Annotated in this window: 19 protein-coding genes; 8 read left to right on the top strand and 11 right to left on the bottom strand. The window is 72.3% G+C overall.

Going from position 1 to position 16184, the window contains the following annotated elements:
* Window positions 1–43: 43 nt before the first annotated feature.
* Window positions 44–478 (bottom strand): hypothetical protein, encoded by a 435-nt coding sequence (locus tag ABEA82_RS33150; protein WP_345665430.1) that lies wholly within the window; start codon window positions 476–478, stop codon window positions 44–46.
* A complete protein-coding gene (locus tag ABEA82_RS33155; protein ID WP_425588576.1) occupies window positions 475–1164 on the bottom strand; it encodes an ATP-binding protein in 690 nt (229 codons plus the stop codon). Before ABEA82_RS33155 ends, ABEA82_RS33150 begins: the two co-directional genes overlap by 4 nt.
* A 220-nt stretch (window positions 1165–1384) precedes the next feature.
* Between ABEA82_RS33155 and ABEA82_RS33160 the strand changes: the two genes are divergently transcribed.
* The 3 genes from ABEA82_RS33160 (at window position 1385) to ABEA82_RS33170 (ending at window position 3391) form a co-directional block, all read left to right on the top strand.
* Complete coding sequence (locus tag ABEA82_RS33160; RefSeq protein ID WP_345665432.1) at window positions 1385–2245, top strand: helix-turn-helix domain-containing protein; 861 nt, start codon at window positions 1385–1387, stop codon at window positions 2243–2245.
* Window positions 2246–2500 (top strand): DUF397 domain-containing protein, encoded by a 255-nt coding sequence (locus ABEA82_RS33165; RefSeq protein ID WP_003989506.1) that lies wholly within the window; start codon window positions 2246–2248, stop codon window positions 2498–2500.
* A 78-nt stretch (window positions 2501–2578) separates the two neighbouring features.
* A complete protein-coding gene (locus ABEA82_RS33170; RefSeq protein ID WP_345665433.1) occupies window positions 2579–3391 on the top strand; it encodes an SAM-dependent methyltransferase in 813 nt (270 codons plus the stop codon).
* Between the two features lie 48 nt (window positions 3392–3439).
* On the opposite strand, the gene pdxR is transcribed toward ABEA82_RS33170, so the two are convergent.
* On the bottom strand, window positions 3440–4852 hold the full coding sequence (gene pdxR, locus ABEA82_RS33175; protein WP_345665434.1) for a MocR-like pyridoxine biosynthesis transcription factor PdxR: 1413 nt from the start codon (window positions 4850–4852) through the stop codon (window positions 3440–3442).
* A gap of 98 nt (window positions 4853–4950) precedes the next feature.
* Between pdxR and ABEA82_RS33180 the strand changes: the two genes are divergently transcribed.
* Window positions 4951–5427: a carboxymuconolactone decarboxylase family protein gene (locus tag ABEA82_RS33180; RefSeq protein WP_345665519.1), complete on the top strand. Its 477-nt coding sequence runs from the start codon at window positions 4951–4953 to the stop codon at window positions 5425–5427.
* A gap of 52 nt (window positions 5428–5479) precedes the next feature.
* On the opposite strand, the gene ABEA82_RS33185 is transcribed toward ABEA82_RS33180, so the two are convergent.
* The 3 genes from ABEA82_RS33185 to ABEA82_RS33195 form a co-directional block, all read right to left on the bottom strand.
* Window positions 5480–6970: a glutamate synthase subunit beta gene (locus ABEA82_RS33185; RefSeq protein ID WP_345665435.1), complete on the bottom strand. Its 1491-nt coding sequence runs from the start codon at window positions 6968–6970 to the stop codon at window positions 5480–5482.
* Between the two features lie 126 nt (window positions 6971–7096).
* Window positions 7097–7576 carry an anthrone oxygenase family protein gene (locus ABEA82_RS33190; protein ID WP_345665436.1) on the bottom strand — a complete coding sequence of 160 codons (480 nt, stop codon included), beginning with the start codon at window positions 7574–7576 and terminating at the stop codon, window positions 7097–7099.
* Between the two features lie 260 nt (window positions 7577–7836).
* Window positions 7837–8535 (bottom strand): DUF2293 domain-containing protein, encoded by a 699-nt coding sequence (locus tag ABEA82_RS33195; protein WP_345665437.1) that lies wholly within the window; start codon window positions 8533–8535, stop codon window positions 7837–7839.
* A gap of 66 nt (window positions 8536–8601) precedes the next feature.
* On the opposite strand from ABEA82_RS33195, the gene ABEA82_RS33200 reads away from it, so the two are divergent.
* Both ABEA82_RS33200 and ABEA82_RS33205 read left to right on the top strand, forming a co-directional pair.
* On the top strand, window positions 8602–9234 hold the full coding sequence (locus tag ABEA82_RS33200; RefSeq protein ID WP_345665438.1) for a nucleoside/nucleotide kinase family protein: 633 nt from the start codon (window positions 8602–8604) through the stop codon (window positions 9232–9234).
* 129 nt (window positions 9235–9363) lie between these two features.
* On the top strand, window positions 9364–9792 hold the full coding sequence (locus tag ABEA82_RS33205; protein WP_345665439.1) for a CBS domain-containing protein: 429 nt from the start codon (window positions 9364–9366) through the stop codon (window positions 9790–9792).
* Between the two features lie 78 nt (window positions 9793–9870).
* Here ABEA82_RS33205 and ABEA82_RS33210 read toward each other — a convergent pair whose 3' ends face one another.
* The gene (locus ABEA82_RS33210) at window positions 9871–10998 is read right to left on the bottom strand and encodes a magnesium and cobalt transport protein CorA (RefSeq protein ID WP_345665440.1); all 1128 of its coding nucleotides are present in this window, start codon (window positions 10996–10998) and stop codon (window positions 9871–9873) included.
* A 282-nt stretch (window positions 10999–11280) separates the two neighbouring features.
* On the opposite strand from ABEA82_RS33210, the gene ABEA82_RS33215 reads away from it, so the two are divergent.
* The gene (locus tag ABEA82_RS33215; protein WP_345665441.1) at window positions 11281–12075 is read left to right on the top strand and encodes a methyltransferase domain-containing protein; all 795 of its coding nucleotides are present in this window, start codon (window positions 11281–11283) and stop codon (window positions 12073–12075) included.
* A gap of 19 nt (window positions 12076–12094) precedes the next feature.
* Here ABEA82_RS33215 and ABEA82_RS33220 read toward each other — a convergent pair whose 3' ends face one another.
* On the bottom strand, window positions 12095–13009 hold the full coding sequence (locus ABEA82_RS33220; RefSeq protein ID WP_345665442.1) for a carbohydrate kinase family protein: 915 nt from the start codon (window positions 13007–13009) through the stop codon (window positions 12095–12097).
* On the bottom strand, window positions 13006–13914 hold the full coding sequence (locus ABEA82_RS33225) for a pseudouridine-5'-phosphate glycosidase (protein WP_345665443.1): 909 nt from the start codon (window positions 13912–13914) through the stop codon (window positions 13006–13008). Before ABEA82_RS33225 ends, ABEA82_RS33220 begins: the two co-directional genes overlap by 4 nt.
* Before the next feature lie 106 nt (window positions 13915–14020).
* Between ABEA82_RS33225 and ABEA82_RS33230 the strand changes: the two genes are divergently transcribed.
* Window positions 14021–14449, top strand: a complete 429-nt coding sequence (locus tag ABEA82_RS33230) for a VOC family protein (RefSeq protein WP_345665444.1) — start codon at window positions 14021–14023, stop codon at window positions 14447–14449.
* Between the two features lie 42 nt (window positions 14450–14491).
* Here ABEA82_RS33230 and ABEA82_RS33235 read toward each other — a convergent pair whose 3' ends face one another.
* Both ABEA82_RS33235 and ABEA82_RS33240 read right to left on the bottom strand, forming a co-directional pair.
* Window positions 14492–15046 (bottom strand): methylated-DNA--[protein]-cysteine S-methyltransferase, encoded by a 555-nt coding sequence (locus ABEA82_RS33235; protein WP_345665445.1) that lies wholly within the window; start codon window positions 15044–15046, stop codon window positions 14492–14494.
* 47 nt (window positions 15047–15093) lie between these two features.
* A complete protein-coding gene (locus ABEA82_RS33240) occupies window positions 15094–15978 on the bottom strand; it encodes a glycerophosphodiester phosphodiesterase (protein WP_345665446.1) in 885 nt (294 codons plus the stop codon).
* Window positions 15979–16184: the final 206 nt, after the last annotated feature.

The raw sequence follows: 16184 nt of genomic DNA on the forward strand, positions 1-16184 counted from the left end.
TCGGCCGTCCGGGGGTGCTCGGCCCGTCCGCGCTCGCCGGGGCCTACGCGCTGACCGGCCGCGACCAGGCCGGAGCTGTGCCCGTCACGCGGCACAGGGTCAGGTACAGCGGGATCGGCGGGGTGTACGGAAGCGTGCCGTCCGGGCGGTGGATCAGGTCGGGGAGCCGCGGGAGGTCCGGGACGACCGCGCCGGTGGCGTACTGGGCAGGGGGTGGCCATTCCAGGGCGTGATCGGAGTCGGAGGGCACCAGCCACCACCAGGTCGTCCCGTCGGCGTAGACGCAGCCCACGCGGGGCAGCCGGGGCATGACCAACGGGCCGAGACGGGCGGGTACGGCGACCGCGTCGCAGCCGAGCGGGGCGGTCATGCCGTCGGGCACCGCCAGGCGCAGCGCCTGGCCCGGGGTACGCAGCCCGCGCTGGAGGCGGGCCAGGGTGTTCAGGTGCAGGACGCGGCCGGCGCGCCCGGGACTCATACGGGCCTCCGCAGCCCGCGCCGCCCCTGGGCGGGGACCTCGTCCATGCCCTTCGTGTGGCGCGCCGGGTGCGCCTCGTCCCCGTCGCCCGGGCCGTCGGACGGGCCCGGCTTCGGGCGGGCGCCCCAGCCGAGGTCGCACCGGGGCTCCGGTGGCTCGTGCGGGGTGTCCGCCGTGCGCGGCAGCTCGGCCCAGACCAGCAGCCCGGGGCCGTGCTCATGGGCTCCCCAGGCGTCGCACAGGGCGTCGACGAGGAGCAGTCCCCTCCCGTGCTCCTCCTCGGGCCGGGTGCGGCTGGCCGCGTGGGGCTGGCCCGGAGCGCAGCCCTCGTCACGCACGGCTATCCGCACCAGGTCGTCGCCGTCGTGGAGTTCGCACACTATGTGCGTGCTCGCCGTGTGCACGATGGCGTTCGTGACCAGCTCGGAGACCACCAGGGCCGCGCTGTCGCAGGTGTCCTCGCACACCGACCAGCCGGTCAGGCGGGCCCGCGTCAGGCGTCTGGCCTGTGCGGGGGAACCCGGATGTGCGGCCAGCTCGAAACGGAACCGGCGCCCGGCGGCGGCCCCCGCGGGGACTGCTTCCGTGGCGGCACCGAGGCTGTGGGGGCCTGCGGCGGCGTCTGTTCCTAAGGGCGCGGACGGAATCACGCTTGCCACTATCTCCCCGCCGTGAACACTTGGCAAGTGTCACTCTGAAAATTGCAGAGTGCTGTGTGACGGTCCGGAGGGCCGTGGCACACTGCTCGCAACAGCACCCCGCGCGGCGCCAGTTGAGACCTTCGAAGAACTGTTCGGAACATCTGTTCGGAAACTCAGCTCTTCGGTCAGGGTCTTCGCATGGCGCCGCCGGGCTGTCAGCGTTCTTGTGTGGCCGGCTCGTCAGAACTCTTGGTGGAGGTGGAGCGTGAGTGAACCGCGGTCCGCGCCGACGGTCGGTCAGGTCGTCCTCGGTCGACGCCTGTTGGACCTGCGGGAAAGCGCCGGGATGAAGCGCGAGGAGGCCGCCCGCATCCTCCGTGTCGCTCCCGCCACCGTCCGCCGTATGGAGATGGCCGAGGTCGCGCTCAAAATCCCCTACCTGCAACTGCTCCTGAAGGCCTACGGAATCTCCGACGAGGAGGCCGACGCCTTCGTCCAGCTGGCCGAGGAGGCCAACAAGCCCGGCTGGTGGCAGCGTTTCCACGACATCCTGCCCGGCTGGTTCTCGATGTACGTGAGCCTGGAGGGTGCGGCCGACGTCATCCGGAGCTATGAGCCCCATTTCGTCCCCGGGCTGCTCCAGACCGAGGACTACGCACGCGGAGTGCTCCGCTCGGGCGCCATAGGGCAGACCCGGCCCGCCGACATCGAGCGTCATGTCGCCCTGCGGATGCAGCGCCAGGAACTGCTCACCCGCAAGGACGCGCCCCGGCTGTGGGTCGTGATGGACGAGACCGTGCTGCGGCGCCCGGTCGGCGGCCCGGAGGTGATGCGTGCCCAGATCGACAGACTGCTCGAGGCCACGAAGCTGCCCAATGTGACGCTGCAGGTCGCCCCGTTCCAGGTCGGGCCGCACCCGGGTACGTACGGGCCGTTCGTGCTGTTCCGATTCGCCATGCCCGAACTGCCGGACATGGTCTACAGCGAGTACCTGACCGGCGCGGTCTACCTCGACGCGCGCGCCGAGGTGGCGACCCACCTCGAGGTCATGGACCGCATGGCGGCGCAGGCCGCTACGGCACATCGCACGAAGGAGATCCTCCGGGATCTCCGCAAGGAGCTCTGAATGGACCGCATCAAGCCGCGCAAACAGGTCTACAACGGCATGCCCGCGCGTGACTTGGGCAGCGAAGGCTGGCACAAGCCGTGGAGCGGTGGGAACGGGGGGAACTGCCTGGAGGCGATGAAGCTCGCCGACGGCCGGATCGCCGTCCGTCAGTCCACCGACCCGGACGGCCCCGCGCTGATCTACACCACCGCCGAGATGACGGCCTTCATCGAGGGGGCCAAGGCGGGGGAGGCGGACTTCCTGCTGTCCTGACGTGCTTGCCGTCGTTCACGTTCAACTTCCATACGCTGATGCTTACTTGACCGTCCCTCGCCTCTTACGGAGTGCCTCATGACCGGGCAGAACCCCACCTCGGCCGTCCCGATCGACACGACCAGACCCCATCCCGCGCGGATGTACGACTGGTACCTCGGCGGCAAGGACAACTACCCGGTCGACGAGCAGATGGGCCGGCAGATGCTCACCCTCGACCCGAGGGTGCCGGTCATGGCCCGGGTCAACCGCGCGTTCATGCACCGGGCCACGCGCTGGCTGGCCCACAGCGGCGTACGGCAGTTCCTGGACGTCGGCACCGGCATCCCGACCGAGCCCAACCTGCACCAGGTCGCCCAGGGCATCGCCCCGGACGCCCGGGTCGTCTACTGCGACAACGACCCCATCGTGCTGGCCCACGCGGCGGCCCTGCTGCGCGGGACGGACGAGGGGGCCACCGAGTACCTCCAGGCCGACGTGCGCGATCCGGACGCCGTCCTGGAGGGCGCGAAGAAGGTCCTGGACCTCACCCGGCCCGTCGCGTTGTCGCTCGTCGCGCTGCTGCACTTCGTCTCCGACGAGGACGGCGCCCACGACCTGGTCCGGCGCCTGCTCGCCGCACTGCCCTCCGGCAGTTACCTGGTGGTCACGCACGCCACCGCCGACTTCACGCCGGAGGAGTCGAAGGCGGCCACCGAGAAGCTGCGCGCCGCGGGTGTCACCCTGGCCCTGCGCTCCCGCGAGGAGTTCACCCGCTTCTTCGACGGCCTCGACCTCGTCGAGCCCGGCATCGAGGTGCCCCACCGCTGGCACCCCGAACTGGGCGAGCCGGTGCCCGGCCAGGAGGACGGGGTGATCCCGGGGTACGGGGCGGTGGCGCGCAAGCCGTAGGACGCCCCGAGGACGCCCCGAGGGCTTCCCGGTCGGGCTCCGGGCCGGTCAGGGCGGTGGCAGTGCTCGGCACAGCGCCTCCAGGGCCGGCCCGTACGCGTGCTCGGAGGGGGTCGCGTACCCCACGACCAGGCCGTCGCCCGCCGCCATGTCCGTGGCCGGGTGCCGGAACGCGGCGAGGCCGTCGAGACGGACGCCCTGCCAGACGGCGGCCTTGACCGTGGACGCCTCGGTGCCGGGCGGCAGCCGCAGCACCGCGTGCAGACCGGCCGCGACACCGGTGACCTCGATGTGCGGCGCGTGCGCGGCGAGCGCCGCGACCAGCCGGTCCCGACGGCCCCGGTACCGCTGCCGCATCCGCCGTACATGACGGTCGTACGCCCCGGAGGCGACGAAGTCCGCCAGGCACAACTGGTCGAGGACGCTCGCCCACGCCTCCCGTTCCCCCTTGGCTGCCAGGACGGCGCCGACGTACCGCTCCGGGAGCACCATCCAGCCCAGCCGCACCGCCGGTGACAGGCTCTTGCTGACCGAGCCGATGTGGATCACATGCTCGGGATCGAGTCCCTGTACCGCGCCGACCGGCTTGCGGTCGTAGCGGAACTCCCCGTCGTAGTCGTCCTCCAGGACCAGCCCGCCTCGCGCGCGTGCCCAGTCGATCACGGCGGCCCTGCGCTCGGGATGCAGCGGCCCGCCGGTCGGGAACTGGTGCGCCGGAGTGAGCAGCACGGCCCGCTGGCGGCCCAACCGGTCGACCTGGGCGCCGTGTTCGTCGAGAGGGAGCGGCACGGTCCGCACACCGGCGGCGGCGAGGACCTCCCGGTGGAACCCGAGCCCGTACGCCTCCACCGCCAGGGGCCCGCGCAGGACGCCACCTCCGAACAGCAGCCGCAGCGCGTGCGCGAAACCGGAGCAGATCACGATCCTGCCGGGCTCGGTCCGTACGCCACGCGCGCGTGCCAGGTACTCCGTGAGGGCCTCCCGCAGTTCTGCCCGGCCGGCAGGGTCACCCGGGCCGAACACCTCGTTGGGGGCCTGCTGGAGGGCCCTTCGGTAGGAGGCCAGCCAGGCGGTGCGCGGGAACGCGGAGGCGTCCGGCGTGCCCTGCGTCAGGTCGTGCCGGGGTCCCCGCGCGCGTGGCGGGGCCTTCCGGGGCACGCGCGCGGCCGGCCGCAGCGGTTCCGCCCGCTCCGCGACCCGGGTGCCCGAGCCCTGGCGTGCCGTGAGCCAGCCCTCCGCGACGAGTTCGGCGTACGCGTCGGCCACCGTGTTGCGGGCGACCCCGAGGTCGGCCGCGAGTGACCGGTACGGCGGCAGCCGCGTGCCCGGAGCGAGCCGCCCGCTGCGTACGGCCTCGCGCAGGGCGCGGATCAGCGCCGCACGCCGGCCGCCCGGCCCGGTCAGCTCCAGATGGAGGTCGGCCCCGATCCGTTCCGCGGAATTGACCCACGAATCAGCCATGGAAATGCACCCTACAGCGGGTCTTTCGGGCCCATAGGTTGAAGGGCATGACGACGAACACGAGCACGATCACGAGCACCAAGACGAGCACGGAGACGATGACGAGCACGTCCCCGGCGCAGGGGAAGGCGCCCCGGCTGGAGTTCGCGAAGTCCGCCCCGAAGGCCTTCCGGGCCCTCATCGCCTTCGACGCCGCCGCCCGTGAGGGCCTCGACCCGGCCCTCGTCGAACTGATCCAGATCCGCGCCTCGCACCTCAACCACTGCGCGTACTGCCTCCACATGCACACCAACGACGCCCGCAAGGCCGGTGAGAGCGAGGACCGGCTGCACATGGTCGCCGTGTGGCGCGAAGCCCGCCACTTCTTCACCGAGCGGGAGCAGGCGGCCCTGGCCCTCACGGAGGCGATGACCCTCGTGGCCGACGCGGGTGTCCCGGACGACGTCTACGCGCAGGCCGCGTCCCACTTCGAGGAGCGGGAACTGGCCCAGGTCCTCGCCCTGATCTGCACGATCAACACGTGGAACCGGGTGGCGCTGTCGACCGGGAAGGTCGCGGGCACGGACGAGCGGTGACGCTTCAGTCGCCGGGTGCGCCGAGTGGCCGGGTCGCCGGGTCGCCGGCGCGCTACACCGCCATGGGCCGGTCGTACGGCCCGATCGGCGCCGGCAGTCTCGAGCTGCCCGTCAGGTGGTGGTCGACGGCGGCCGCCACCGCCCGCCCCTCGGCGATCGCCCAGACGATGAGCGACTGGCCACGGCCGGCGTCCCCCGCGGCGAAGACGCCCGGTACGTTCGTGGCGAAACCGGGGTCACGCGCGATCGTGCCGCGGGGATCCATGTCCAGTCCCAACTGGTCGACGAGCCCGTCCGCACGGTCGGGCCCGGTGAAGCCGAGGGCGAGCAGCACGAGATCGGCGGGAAGCGTCCGCCCGGTGCCGTCCACCGGGCGGCGCCGCGCGTCCACCTCGACCAGGTGCAGCGAGCGCACATGTCCCTGCCGGTCACCGTCGAGGCGCAGCGTGGACGCCGCGAACAGCCGCGCGTCCGCGTCCGCGACCGGAGCCGTCCGCAGGTCACCGGCCTCCTCGTGGGCGGCGGACAGCCGGTAGAGCCGCACGGGGTATGTCGGCCAGGGATCGGTGTCCTCGTCGCGCTGCGCTCCGGGCAGCGCGTAGATGTCCAGCTGGGTCACGGAGGCGGCGCCCTCCCGGACGGCCGTGCCCAGGCAGTCGGCCCCGGTGTCGCCGCCGCCGATGATGACGACGTGCCGGCCGGCGGCCGACAGCGGGGACGTCTCCAGATCGCCCTGGCGCACACGGTTGGACAGCGGGAGGTACTCCATCGCCTGGTGAACGCCCGTCAGCTCCCGCCCCGGCACGGGCAGTTCACGCCAGGCCCTCGCCCCCGTGGCGATCACCACGGCGTCGTAGCGACTCTTCAGTTCGGCGGCCCCGACGTCCCGTCCGACCGCCGTCGACGTACGGAACTTGGTTCCCTCGGCCACCATCTGCTCCAGCCGCCGCTCCAGGTGGTGCTTCTCCATCTTGAACTCGGGGATGCCGTACCGCATCAACCCGCCGGGCCGGTCGTCCCTCTCGTACACCGCGACCGTGTGCCCGACGCGGGTGAGCTGCTGGGCCGCGGCCAGTCCGGCGGGCCCCGAACCGATGACCGCGACCGTCTTGCCCGACAGACGCTCCGGCGGCCGAGGCGGCGCGAAGCCCTCCTCCCAGGCCCGGTCGGCGATCGCGCACTCGACGTTCTTGATGGTGACGGCCGGCTGGTTGATCGCCAGCACACACCCCGCCTCGCACGGCGCCGGGCACAACCGGCCGGTGAACTCGGGGAAGTTGTTGGTGGCGTGCAGCCGGTCGGCCGCCGCCCGCCAGTCCTCCCTGGACACCAGGTCGTTCCACTCGGGGATCAGGTTGCCCAGCGGGCAGGCCTCGTGACAGAAGGGGATGCCGCAGTCCATGCAGCGGTCGGCCTGCTTGCTGATGATCGGCAACAGCGCCCCGGGCACATAGACCTCGTTCCAGTCGCGCACCCGCTCCTCGACGGGCCTGCGCGGCCACTCCTGGCGCGGGGTGGTCATGAATCCCTTGGGATCGCCCATGGCCGTCTTCCTTGCGTACGCGTGTCGCAGGCCGTGCGTAACCGGGCGGCACTCCTCCGGCCACGATACGTCCGCGGCGGCCCGCACGCAGGGCAGTGGACAGCACGTTCTCGCAGGCCGGGGGCTTCAGGTGAGCGCCAGCAGGTACGCCACCGCCGCCCCGGCCGAGGCGGCCGTGCGGACGTGGTTCCACATCGTCCACTCGCGCACGTACACCGGCCAGTACGCGGCCGCCTCCGAGGTGCCCGGATCCATCCTGAGCAGCGCGTCGTTGCGCGGCACGTTCGCGACCATGGTGAGCCCGAACGAGCCGAACAGGTACAGCGCGCTGCCCACCAGCAGCTCCACCGTCCCCTCGTCCGGCCACAGCACGAACGTCACCACGGCGATCACCGCGCACACCAGGGCCGACCCGAGGAACACCACCATGAAGGGCGGTGTCACCGCCGCCACGTTGATCGCGTTCATCGCTGCCACCCCCTGAGCGGGCGGCAGCGTGGCGAGGCCCCGCATGACGAAGGTCGAGAAGCCGCAGAACACCCCGGCCACCAGAGCGGTCCCGAGCACCCCCAGCACCGTCAGCACGAAGTACGGTCCGTCGATCATGTCAGCCTCTTCCGCCCGTCGAACCGGGATCCTGCCCGGCACCCTTCCTCACCACAAGTGAATTGCCGTACGAGCACGGTGACCATGGCCGAGCGGCGCGGGGGCATGCGCGAACGTCACGGGCCCGCCGATCGGCCCTGCCCCCGGGCGCGGGGCCCGACAGGCGCGCGTGCCCCACCGTACGGCCGGCCGGCCACGCCGGTGCGGCGACCTGCCGAGGAGCCCCGCGGCCGGCTCCCGCACGCCGGGGCCCTCGCAGGTCACCCCGCGGAATCGAGCCCCTCCACCGTCCACCCCCTCAGCACCGCCTCCACCACCGGCGCGATCCGCCGCCGCGCCTCGTACCGCGGTACGCCACTCATCAGCAGCCGGTCGTACGGCGTGTCCAGATGCCGTACGGACGCAACGACCGCCGAGGTCACGGCCCCCTCGGTCAACGCCCGCCCCGCCGCGCTGCGCCCCACCCGCCCGCTGCCCCGCTCCGCGGCGTGCGCGGCGACGGCCTGCGCCCGCGTGTCCGGGCACCCCGGAAACAGCCGCCGTATCTCCGTCGCGAACGCCTGGACGAACAGCTCGTCCTGGACCGCCCGCCGCCGCGCGTCCCGCACCCGGCGCCGCCGTCGGGCCTCGGCGTCCGCGAGACACCGCTGCTCGGCCCTCACGAGTGCCGCCTCCTCCACCAGAACGCCCTGCCGTTCGTAACGGCTCTTGCGCCGGTTGAACCGCACGACCACCGCCGACAGCCCGCTCTCCTCCCGCGATCTGCGCGTGAGCGCGGTGTCGCCGCGCGGCACGAACACCAGATGCGCGAGGTCGGCGCAGTCGAGGCACCGCGGGGCACCGTCCTCCAGGACGAGCAGCGGCAGTGGCCCTCGTCGGCACTCGGCGCAGTGCCGCCTCCGGAGGGGCTGGAAGACGAGAGGTCCGGTGTGGGGCGGGAGCGTCGCGCGGGGGGCCATATGGGGTTCATTCCCCTGCGGACTGTGACCGGCACGCCCTGCCGCGCTCTGACGCATCATGGGCATGTGCGACTCGAAGCGATCACCTGGGACCGGCTCGGCGACCTGCTCGCCGAGCGTCTGCTCGACCTGAAGCCCGCCGACGGCAGCCCCTGGCCGCGCATCGCCTTCGACGGCGCCCCGGCCGCCCGCCCGGGGGATCTCGCCCAGCGCGTCTCCGAGGCCCTGCGCATACGCGGCCGCTCCTCGCTCGTCGTCGGCACGGACGGCTTCCTGCGCCCCGCCTCCGTGCGACTGGAGTACGGCCACCGGGACGTGGAGTCCTACTACAGCGGCTGGTACGACACCGGCGCGCTGTGGCGCGAGGTGTTCGGCCCGCTCGAAGCCGGCGGCGACGGCAGCGTCCTGCTCGACCTGTGGGACCCGGCCGCCGACCGGGCCACCCGCAGTCCCAAGGTCCGGCTCCCGCCCGGCGGCGTGCTGTTGCTGCACGGGCCTTTCCTCCTCCGGCACTGGTTCCCCCTCGATCTGAGCGTGCACGTCTCGCTCTCCCCGGGCGCCCTGCGCCGTCGCACACCCGACGCCGAGCACTGGACCCTCCCGGCCTTCGAGCGCTACGAACAGGAGAGCGACCCGGCGGGCGCGGCCGACGTCCTGGTACGGGCCGACGATCCGCGCCATCCGGCGTGGGGCGGCTGAGCCGCCGCAGGGCCGGCGCGGGACGCTGTTCCCGTGTGCGAGGGCCGGACCGCGCGGCGAGAATGAAGGGCGTCGGGACTCGCGGTGCGTCCCGTGCCGCGCCGGCCGTCCGGCACCGGGAGGTACTTCATGACCACCGCCGGAGACATCATGCACCGCGGCGCCCAGTGGATCCCCGCCCACGAGACCCTGGACCGCGCCGCCCAGCTCATGCGCGAACTGAACGTCGGAGCCCTGCCTATCAGCGACGAGAACGAACGGCTCTGCGGCATCCTCACCGACCGGGACATCGTCGTCGGCTGCGTCGCCGTGGGCCACGACCCGGCCAGGGTCACCGCGGGCGAGATGGCCAAGGGCACCCCCCGCTGGATCGACGCGAACGCCGAGGTCGGCGAGGTCCTGCGCGAGATGCGGGAACACCAGATCCGCCGGCTGCCCGTGATCCAGGACAAGCGCCTGGTCGGCATGATCAGCGAGGCCGACCTGGCCCGCCATCTGGCGGACGACCAGATCGCCTCCTGGGCCGGGAGCGTCTACGCGCGGACCGTTCCGGGCTGACCCAACGAACCGCCCCGGGAACCGCCCTGGGACCGGCCCGCGATCCCTTTGCGGTCACTCCGCGGGTCCCCGTCGCCGTCAGAGCCAGCCGCTGCGCCGGAAGCCCCGGTACAGCACCAGGCACGCGACGGATATGACGCCGATGACCATGCCGTAGCCGTATCGCCAGTGCAGCTCCGGCATGTGGTCGAAGTTCATGCCGTACACCCCGCAGACCATCGTCGGCACCGCGATGATCGCGGCCCACGCCGTGATCTTCCGCATGTCCTCGTTCTGCGCGACCGTGACCTGTGCGAGGTGCGCCTGGAGGATGGAGTTGAGCAGCTCGTCGAATGCGGCGATCTGCTCCTTCGCGCGCAGCAGATGGTCCGAGACGTCGCGGAAGTACGCCTGTATCTCCGGGTCGACCGCCCGGATCGGCCGTGTGGCGAGATCCTCCAGCGGCCGGCTGAGCGGCACCACCGCCCGCTTCAGCTCGAGGAGTTCACGCTTGAGCTGGTAGATGCGCCCTGGATCCGCCCGTGCGCCGGTCTCCGCGAACACGTCCGTCTCGACCTGGTCGATGTCCTCCTGGACCGAGTCCGTGACGGTCAGGTAGTCGTCCACGACATGGTCCGCGATGGCGTGCAGCACCGCGGACGGGCCCTTGGCCAGTTGGTGGGGGTCGGACTCCAGCTCCTCGCGCAGCGGACCCAGCGAGCCGTGCCGGCCGTGCCGCACCGTGATCACGAAGTCGCCGCCGACGAAGACCATGATCTCGCCGGTGTTCACCACCTCGCTGGTCGCCGTGAGTTCCTCGTGCTCGACGTAGCAGACCGTCTTGAACACCGCGAACAGCGTCTCGCCGTACCGCTCCAGTTTGGGGCGCTGGTGGGCCTCCACGGCGTCCTCGACGGCCAGCGGGTGCAGGTCGAAGAGTTCGGCGATGCCCGCGAACTCCTGGTCGGTCGGCTCGTGCAGGCCGAGCCAGACGAAGCCCTCCCGGCTCTTGCGCACCTGCTCCACGACGTCGACCAGGTCGCCGCGCGCGGGGGTGCGGACACCGTCCCGGTACGTCACGCAGTTCACGACCGAGGAGCCCAGCGGGGAGCGGGCCGGGTGACTCAGGTCGACACGCGGGCGCCGCCGGGCCAGCCGAGCCACTTTGCGGAGGCCGCCGACCCCACCGAGGCTCGTGACCTTCCGCAGATTCCCTGCCATGGACATCCGGATCTCCTTGCGTGGCTCTCCTCGCGCCGTTCCCGCGCCTTGGCGGCAGTCTGCCAGTCCCACGTGAGCTGCGGGTAAGCCTGTGGAAACGGCTCGTTCCGCTTTGTTCCCGCCTGTGGACGAAGCATCGGCGCGACGAGGACATCGACACAGCGAAGGCATCGACACGACGAGGACATCGACACGAGTGAAGACATCGACGCCTGTCGGGGCCGTGCGGTTCTGCGTACCGGAGCGTCGACCATCACGGACAAGTGGGGCAACTGGGATGATCTCGGCATGACGCGAACCGATGGTTACCTCCTCGACAACCGGCACACCGAGGCGGCAGAGCACTTCAGCGCCTTCGCCGCTCTCTTCGACCCCACGACGTTCCAGCATCTCGAAGCACTCGGCGTCGGATCCGGCTGGCGGTGCTGGGAGGTCGGTGCCGGCGGCATCTCCGTGGTGTCCTGGCTGGCGAAGAAGGTCGGCCCGACCGGCCGCGTCGTCGCGACCGACGCCGACCCCGCCCGGCTCTTCCCGGCCCCCCGGCCGCCCGTCCGGATGCTCGTGCACGACCTGGTCGCTCAGGAGCCGCCGGGTGACGGCTTCGACCTGGTGCACGCCCGCCTCGCCCTCGTCCACGTGCCCGACCGGGAACGGGCGCTGCGGACCATGGTCAAGGCGCTGCGCCCCGGCGGCCGCCTCCTCGTCGAGGACGCCGACCCCAGCCTCCAGCCCCTGCTCTGCCCCGACGAGTACGGCTCCGAGCAACAGCTCGCGAACCGGCTGCGGCAGGGCTTCCGGCGGCTGCTCGCCGACCGCGGGACCGAGCTGCCCTGCGGCCGCACTCTCCCGCGCCTGCTGCGGGAGGCGGGCCTCACCCGCGTGCAGGCCGACGCCTACTTTCCCATCGCCGCGCCGGCCTGTGCCGCCCTGGAGTCCGTCACGATCCGCCAGATCCGCGACCAGCTGGTCGCCGCGGGCCTCGCCACGGAGCAGGACATCAACCGCCACCTCACGAACGTGACGTCCGGTGTCCTCGACCTCACGACGGCTCCGATGATCTCGGCGTGGGGGCGGAAACCGTAGCGGTGCGGGTCACGAGACATCAGCCGGGCCGGGGCGGTCTGCCGCCCACGTGTTCCACCGCCCTCGCGCCCGCCCGGCAGCCCTCCTGCGCCGCCTCCTCCGGGCCGGCGCCCGCGAGCCGGGCGGCGAGGAAGGCGCCGGTGAAGGCGTCGCCGGCGCCCGTGGTGTCCCGTGGCGTCGCCGGTACGGCGGGAACGCGCGCGCAGACCTTTCCCGAGCGGGCCACGAGGGCGCCTTCGTGGCCCTGCTTGGCGACCACCAGCGGAATGCGCAGGCTCAGCTCGGCCGCCGCCTCGGCCGCGTCGGTCAGCCCCGTCAGCAGGCACGCCTCGTCCCGGCTGGGCAGCAGGAGGTCCACCCCCTCGACGAGCGTGAGGAAACGCTCGGCGCCCAGCTCCCCGAGAAAGCCGGCCGACGCCGGGTCCAGACTCACCGGCACGCCCCGTGCGCGTGCGGCCTTCAGCGCCACCGCCACCAGGGCCCGACTCGGTTCCGAGAACAGGAGATAACCCGACAGGTGCAGCCAGGCCGCTCCGTCGAGCAGCGCGTCCGACCAGTCGGCCGGTTCGAACCGCAGCGCCGCCCCGCTGTCGGTGAGGAACGTCCGCTCCGCCGAAGCGCCCCCGTCGACCAGGCAGATCACCGTGCCGGTCGGCGCCCTCGGGTCGACGACGAGCCGCGGCCGCACACCGTGAGCCACCAGCTCACGCTCGTGCCAGGCGGCGGCCTCCGCCCCCACGCGCCCGAGCAGACGCACTTCCGCCGCACCCCGGTCCGCGGCCCAGCACGCCACGTTGGCGCCCGCCCCGCCCGGCACCGTCCGGATCGAGGCAGCCGTGTCCGTACCGGCCGCGAGCGGCCCCCGGTGCCGTGCCACGACGTCCGTGACGACGTCCCCGACCACCAGCAGCGCCCCGCCCCCGGCCGCTGTCATCCCCGGGACCGGGCCGCCGCGATCCGCGCCGCCAGGCGTACATTGCCGCGGACCGCCGCCAGGTTGGCGCTCAGAGAGGCCCCGTCGGTGTGCCGTACCAGGTAGTCGAGCAGGAACGGGGTCACCGCCTGGCCGGTGATCCCCTCCGCCTCGCACGCGTGCAGCGCGTCCGCGAGCACCCGCGCGTGCAGCTCCGGATCGAGCTGCTCCTCCTCGGGGACGGGGTTGGCGACGATCAGCGCCGACTCCGGCCCCGCGAGCGCGTCCTGGGCCCGCATGACGGCCGCCACCTGCTCCGGCGACTCCAGTGTCCAGTCCACCGGATGTCCCGAGTCGGACAGGTAGAAGCCGGGGAACCGGCCGGTGCCGTACCCGGCCACCGCGACGCCCAGCGTCTCAAGCCGCTGGAGCGTCGCCGGCACGTCCAGGATCGACTTCACTCCGGCGCACACCACGGTGATCCGGGTGCGCGCCAGCAGACCGAGGTCGGCGGACTCGTCCTGGGTAGCCGTCCACTCCCGGTGCACCCCGCCGAGCCCTCCCGTCGCGAACACCCGTACGCCCGCCAGCGTCGCCAGCAGGGCGGTCGCCGACACCGTGGTCGCCCCGCTCGCCCCGGAGGCCACCGCGAGCGGCAGGTCCCGGTGACCCAGCTTGCGGATCCCGTCCTCGTTCGCGACGCGCTCCAGCTGCTCCTTGGCCAGGCCGACATGAGGCCGCCCGTCCAGCACGGCGATCGTCGCGGGCACCGCGCCCTCCTGCCGCACCGCCGTCTCCAGCTCCAGCGCCACCTGGAGGTTGCGCGGGCGCGGCAGCCCGTGGGCGATGATCGTGGACTCCAGGGCCACCACGGGTCGACGCGCGTCGATCGCCTCCCGCACTTCTTCGGACACCACCAGCACCACGCGCCCGCCTCCTGTCAGTCGGTCAGTCGGTCTTCCCTCATCTCTGGCGGGCGGCGCGCCGGGCCAAACCCTTGCGGGCCGTCGGAGGCGTCACGAGCCTGGGGGTATGACGGACCACATGCCACGTCTTGACCACGTCGTCCTCTGGGTGCGCGACCCGGTCGCCGCCGCCGATTTCTACGAGAAGGCCGTCGGTATGGAGACGGTCAGGCTCACCGAGTTCGCCGCGGGGAAGGTGCCGTTCCCCTCCGTGCGCGTCAACGACGAGACCATCATCGACCTCATGCCGCTGACCTTCGCGGAACGCATGACGATGCTGCCCGGAGCCGACGACAGCGCGGGTCACCCCGTCAACCACGTCTGCCTGTCGCTGCCCCGCGGGGACTTCGACGCTCTCCTGAGCCGCCTCGAGGAACGCTCCGTACCGGTGTCGGACCTCTCGTACGACTCCTTCGGAGCCCGCGGCAAGGCCACGCGCAGCTTCTACTTCCGCGACCCGGACGGCAACGTCTTCGAGGCGCGGCACTACGACTGACTTGAGCCGGCGCGCGGCCTCGGAAGAACCGGGCCCGCGGCCTCAGAAGAGGGGCTCGGGCAGCACCCCTTCCAGGGCGAGCAGCTTCCGCTTGGTCTCCAGGCCGCCCCCGAAGCCACCGATACCGCCGCCGCTCTCGACGACCCGGTGACACGGCACCACCACCGGCAGCGGATTGGCGCCCATCGCCGCGCCCACGGCCTGGGCGGCTCCCGGCTGACCCACCCGCCCGGCCAGCTCGCCGTACCCCACGACGGCGCCGTACGGCACGCCCGAGGCCAGTTCGCGCAGGACCTCCCGGTTGAAGCCGGAGATCAGCGACCAGTCCAGCGGCAGGTCGAAATCGCGGCGCCGACCGGTGAAGTACGCCTCGACCTGACGTATCGCCTCGGCCAGCAGCGGGGAGCCGGGCGCCTCGACGGGCTCGGTGCCGAACCGCGACGCCAGCCGCTGGACCGCACGGTCCCGCACCGGTTCCGTGGCGTGGAACACGACGTTGACCAGGCCGTCCCGACTCGCGGCCAGCAGCAACGGCCCGATTCCGCTCTCGACGACCGCCCACACGACCCGCGGCTCGACCTGCCCCTGACTGTCCATGCGCCCACGGTACGACCCGCCACTGACAACGCCCCGCGTCCCGGGCCTCACCAGAGGGAAGGACCGCCCACGGCCTCCCGCACCACGTCCGGCTTGTTCGTGATGATCCCGTCGACGCCGTACCGGGCGACCCGCCGGGCCGTCGCCGCGTCGTCCACCGTCCAGGTGAAGACCTGCATCGGAGTGCCGTGCGGCCCGTCGAAGGCCTGGACGGAGGAGACGTACGCCGTGGAGAGGGTGCTGTACGAGGGATTGATCTGGTCGGCGAAGTCGGCGTAGTCCGGCAGGTTCCTCACCGGCGGGGTGCCGAGCAGACCGGTCTTCACGCCGGGCTTCAGCTCGTGCACCGCTCGCACGCTGGCCGCGCTGAAGCTCTGCACGATCAGCCGGTCCGCCAGGTGCGCCCGGTCGAGCCAGCCCTCGTTGCTGAGGACCTTCAGCGTCTGCTGTTCGATGCCCGGATACAGCTCCGGGTTCTTGATCTCCAGGAGCAGCTTCTGGTGATGCCGCTCGACACGGTGCACGAACTGCTTCAGCGTCGGCACGCGCGTGCCCGCGTACGCGGGACCGAACCAGCTGCCCGCGTCGAGACGGGCGATCTCGGCGGCGGTGAAGTCCTTCACCTTCCAGGGAGCCCGGCCGGGGAACACCTCCTCGGCATCGGTGGTGCGCCGCAGGTTGTCGTCGTGGACGACGACGAGCTCACCGTCACTGGTCCGCTGGACGTCGTTCTCCACCCAGCCGATGCCCAGCTCGGCCGCCTTGTCCACGGCGGCCAGCGTGTTCTCGGGGGCGTACGCCGAGCCTCCCCGGTGCGCCACGACCAGCGGGGCCGTACCGTCGTCGGCCGCTGCCGCGGGGGAGACGGGGAAGAGGAGGCCGGCGGTCCCCAGGAGCGCCGTGGTGGAGGCGGCGACAGCGCGCGCGTGCATGCGTACTCCTCACGTCGAGCGATCACGTCACAGACAGCTCAACTGTGACAGCAGAGGGTCAACGCGAGAGGGGTACAGGATGGCCACAGGTTGAACGCAGATGTCCCAACTCCGCTCACCGGTGCCGCACAACTGGGGCAAGGCCGTGTTTCTTTGCCGGAAAGTCGTTCGACCATTCCGGTGGGGGTCATACTCTCTGCGTCAAC

It is taken from the genome of Streptomyces venetus (assembly GCF_039540295.1).
Classification (GTDB): Bacteria; Actinomycetota; Actinomycetes; order Streptomycetales; family Streptomycetaceae; genus Streptomyces; species Streptomyces venetus.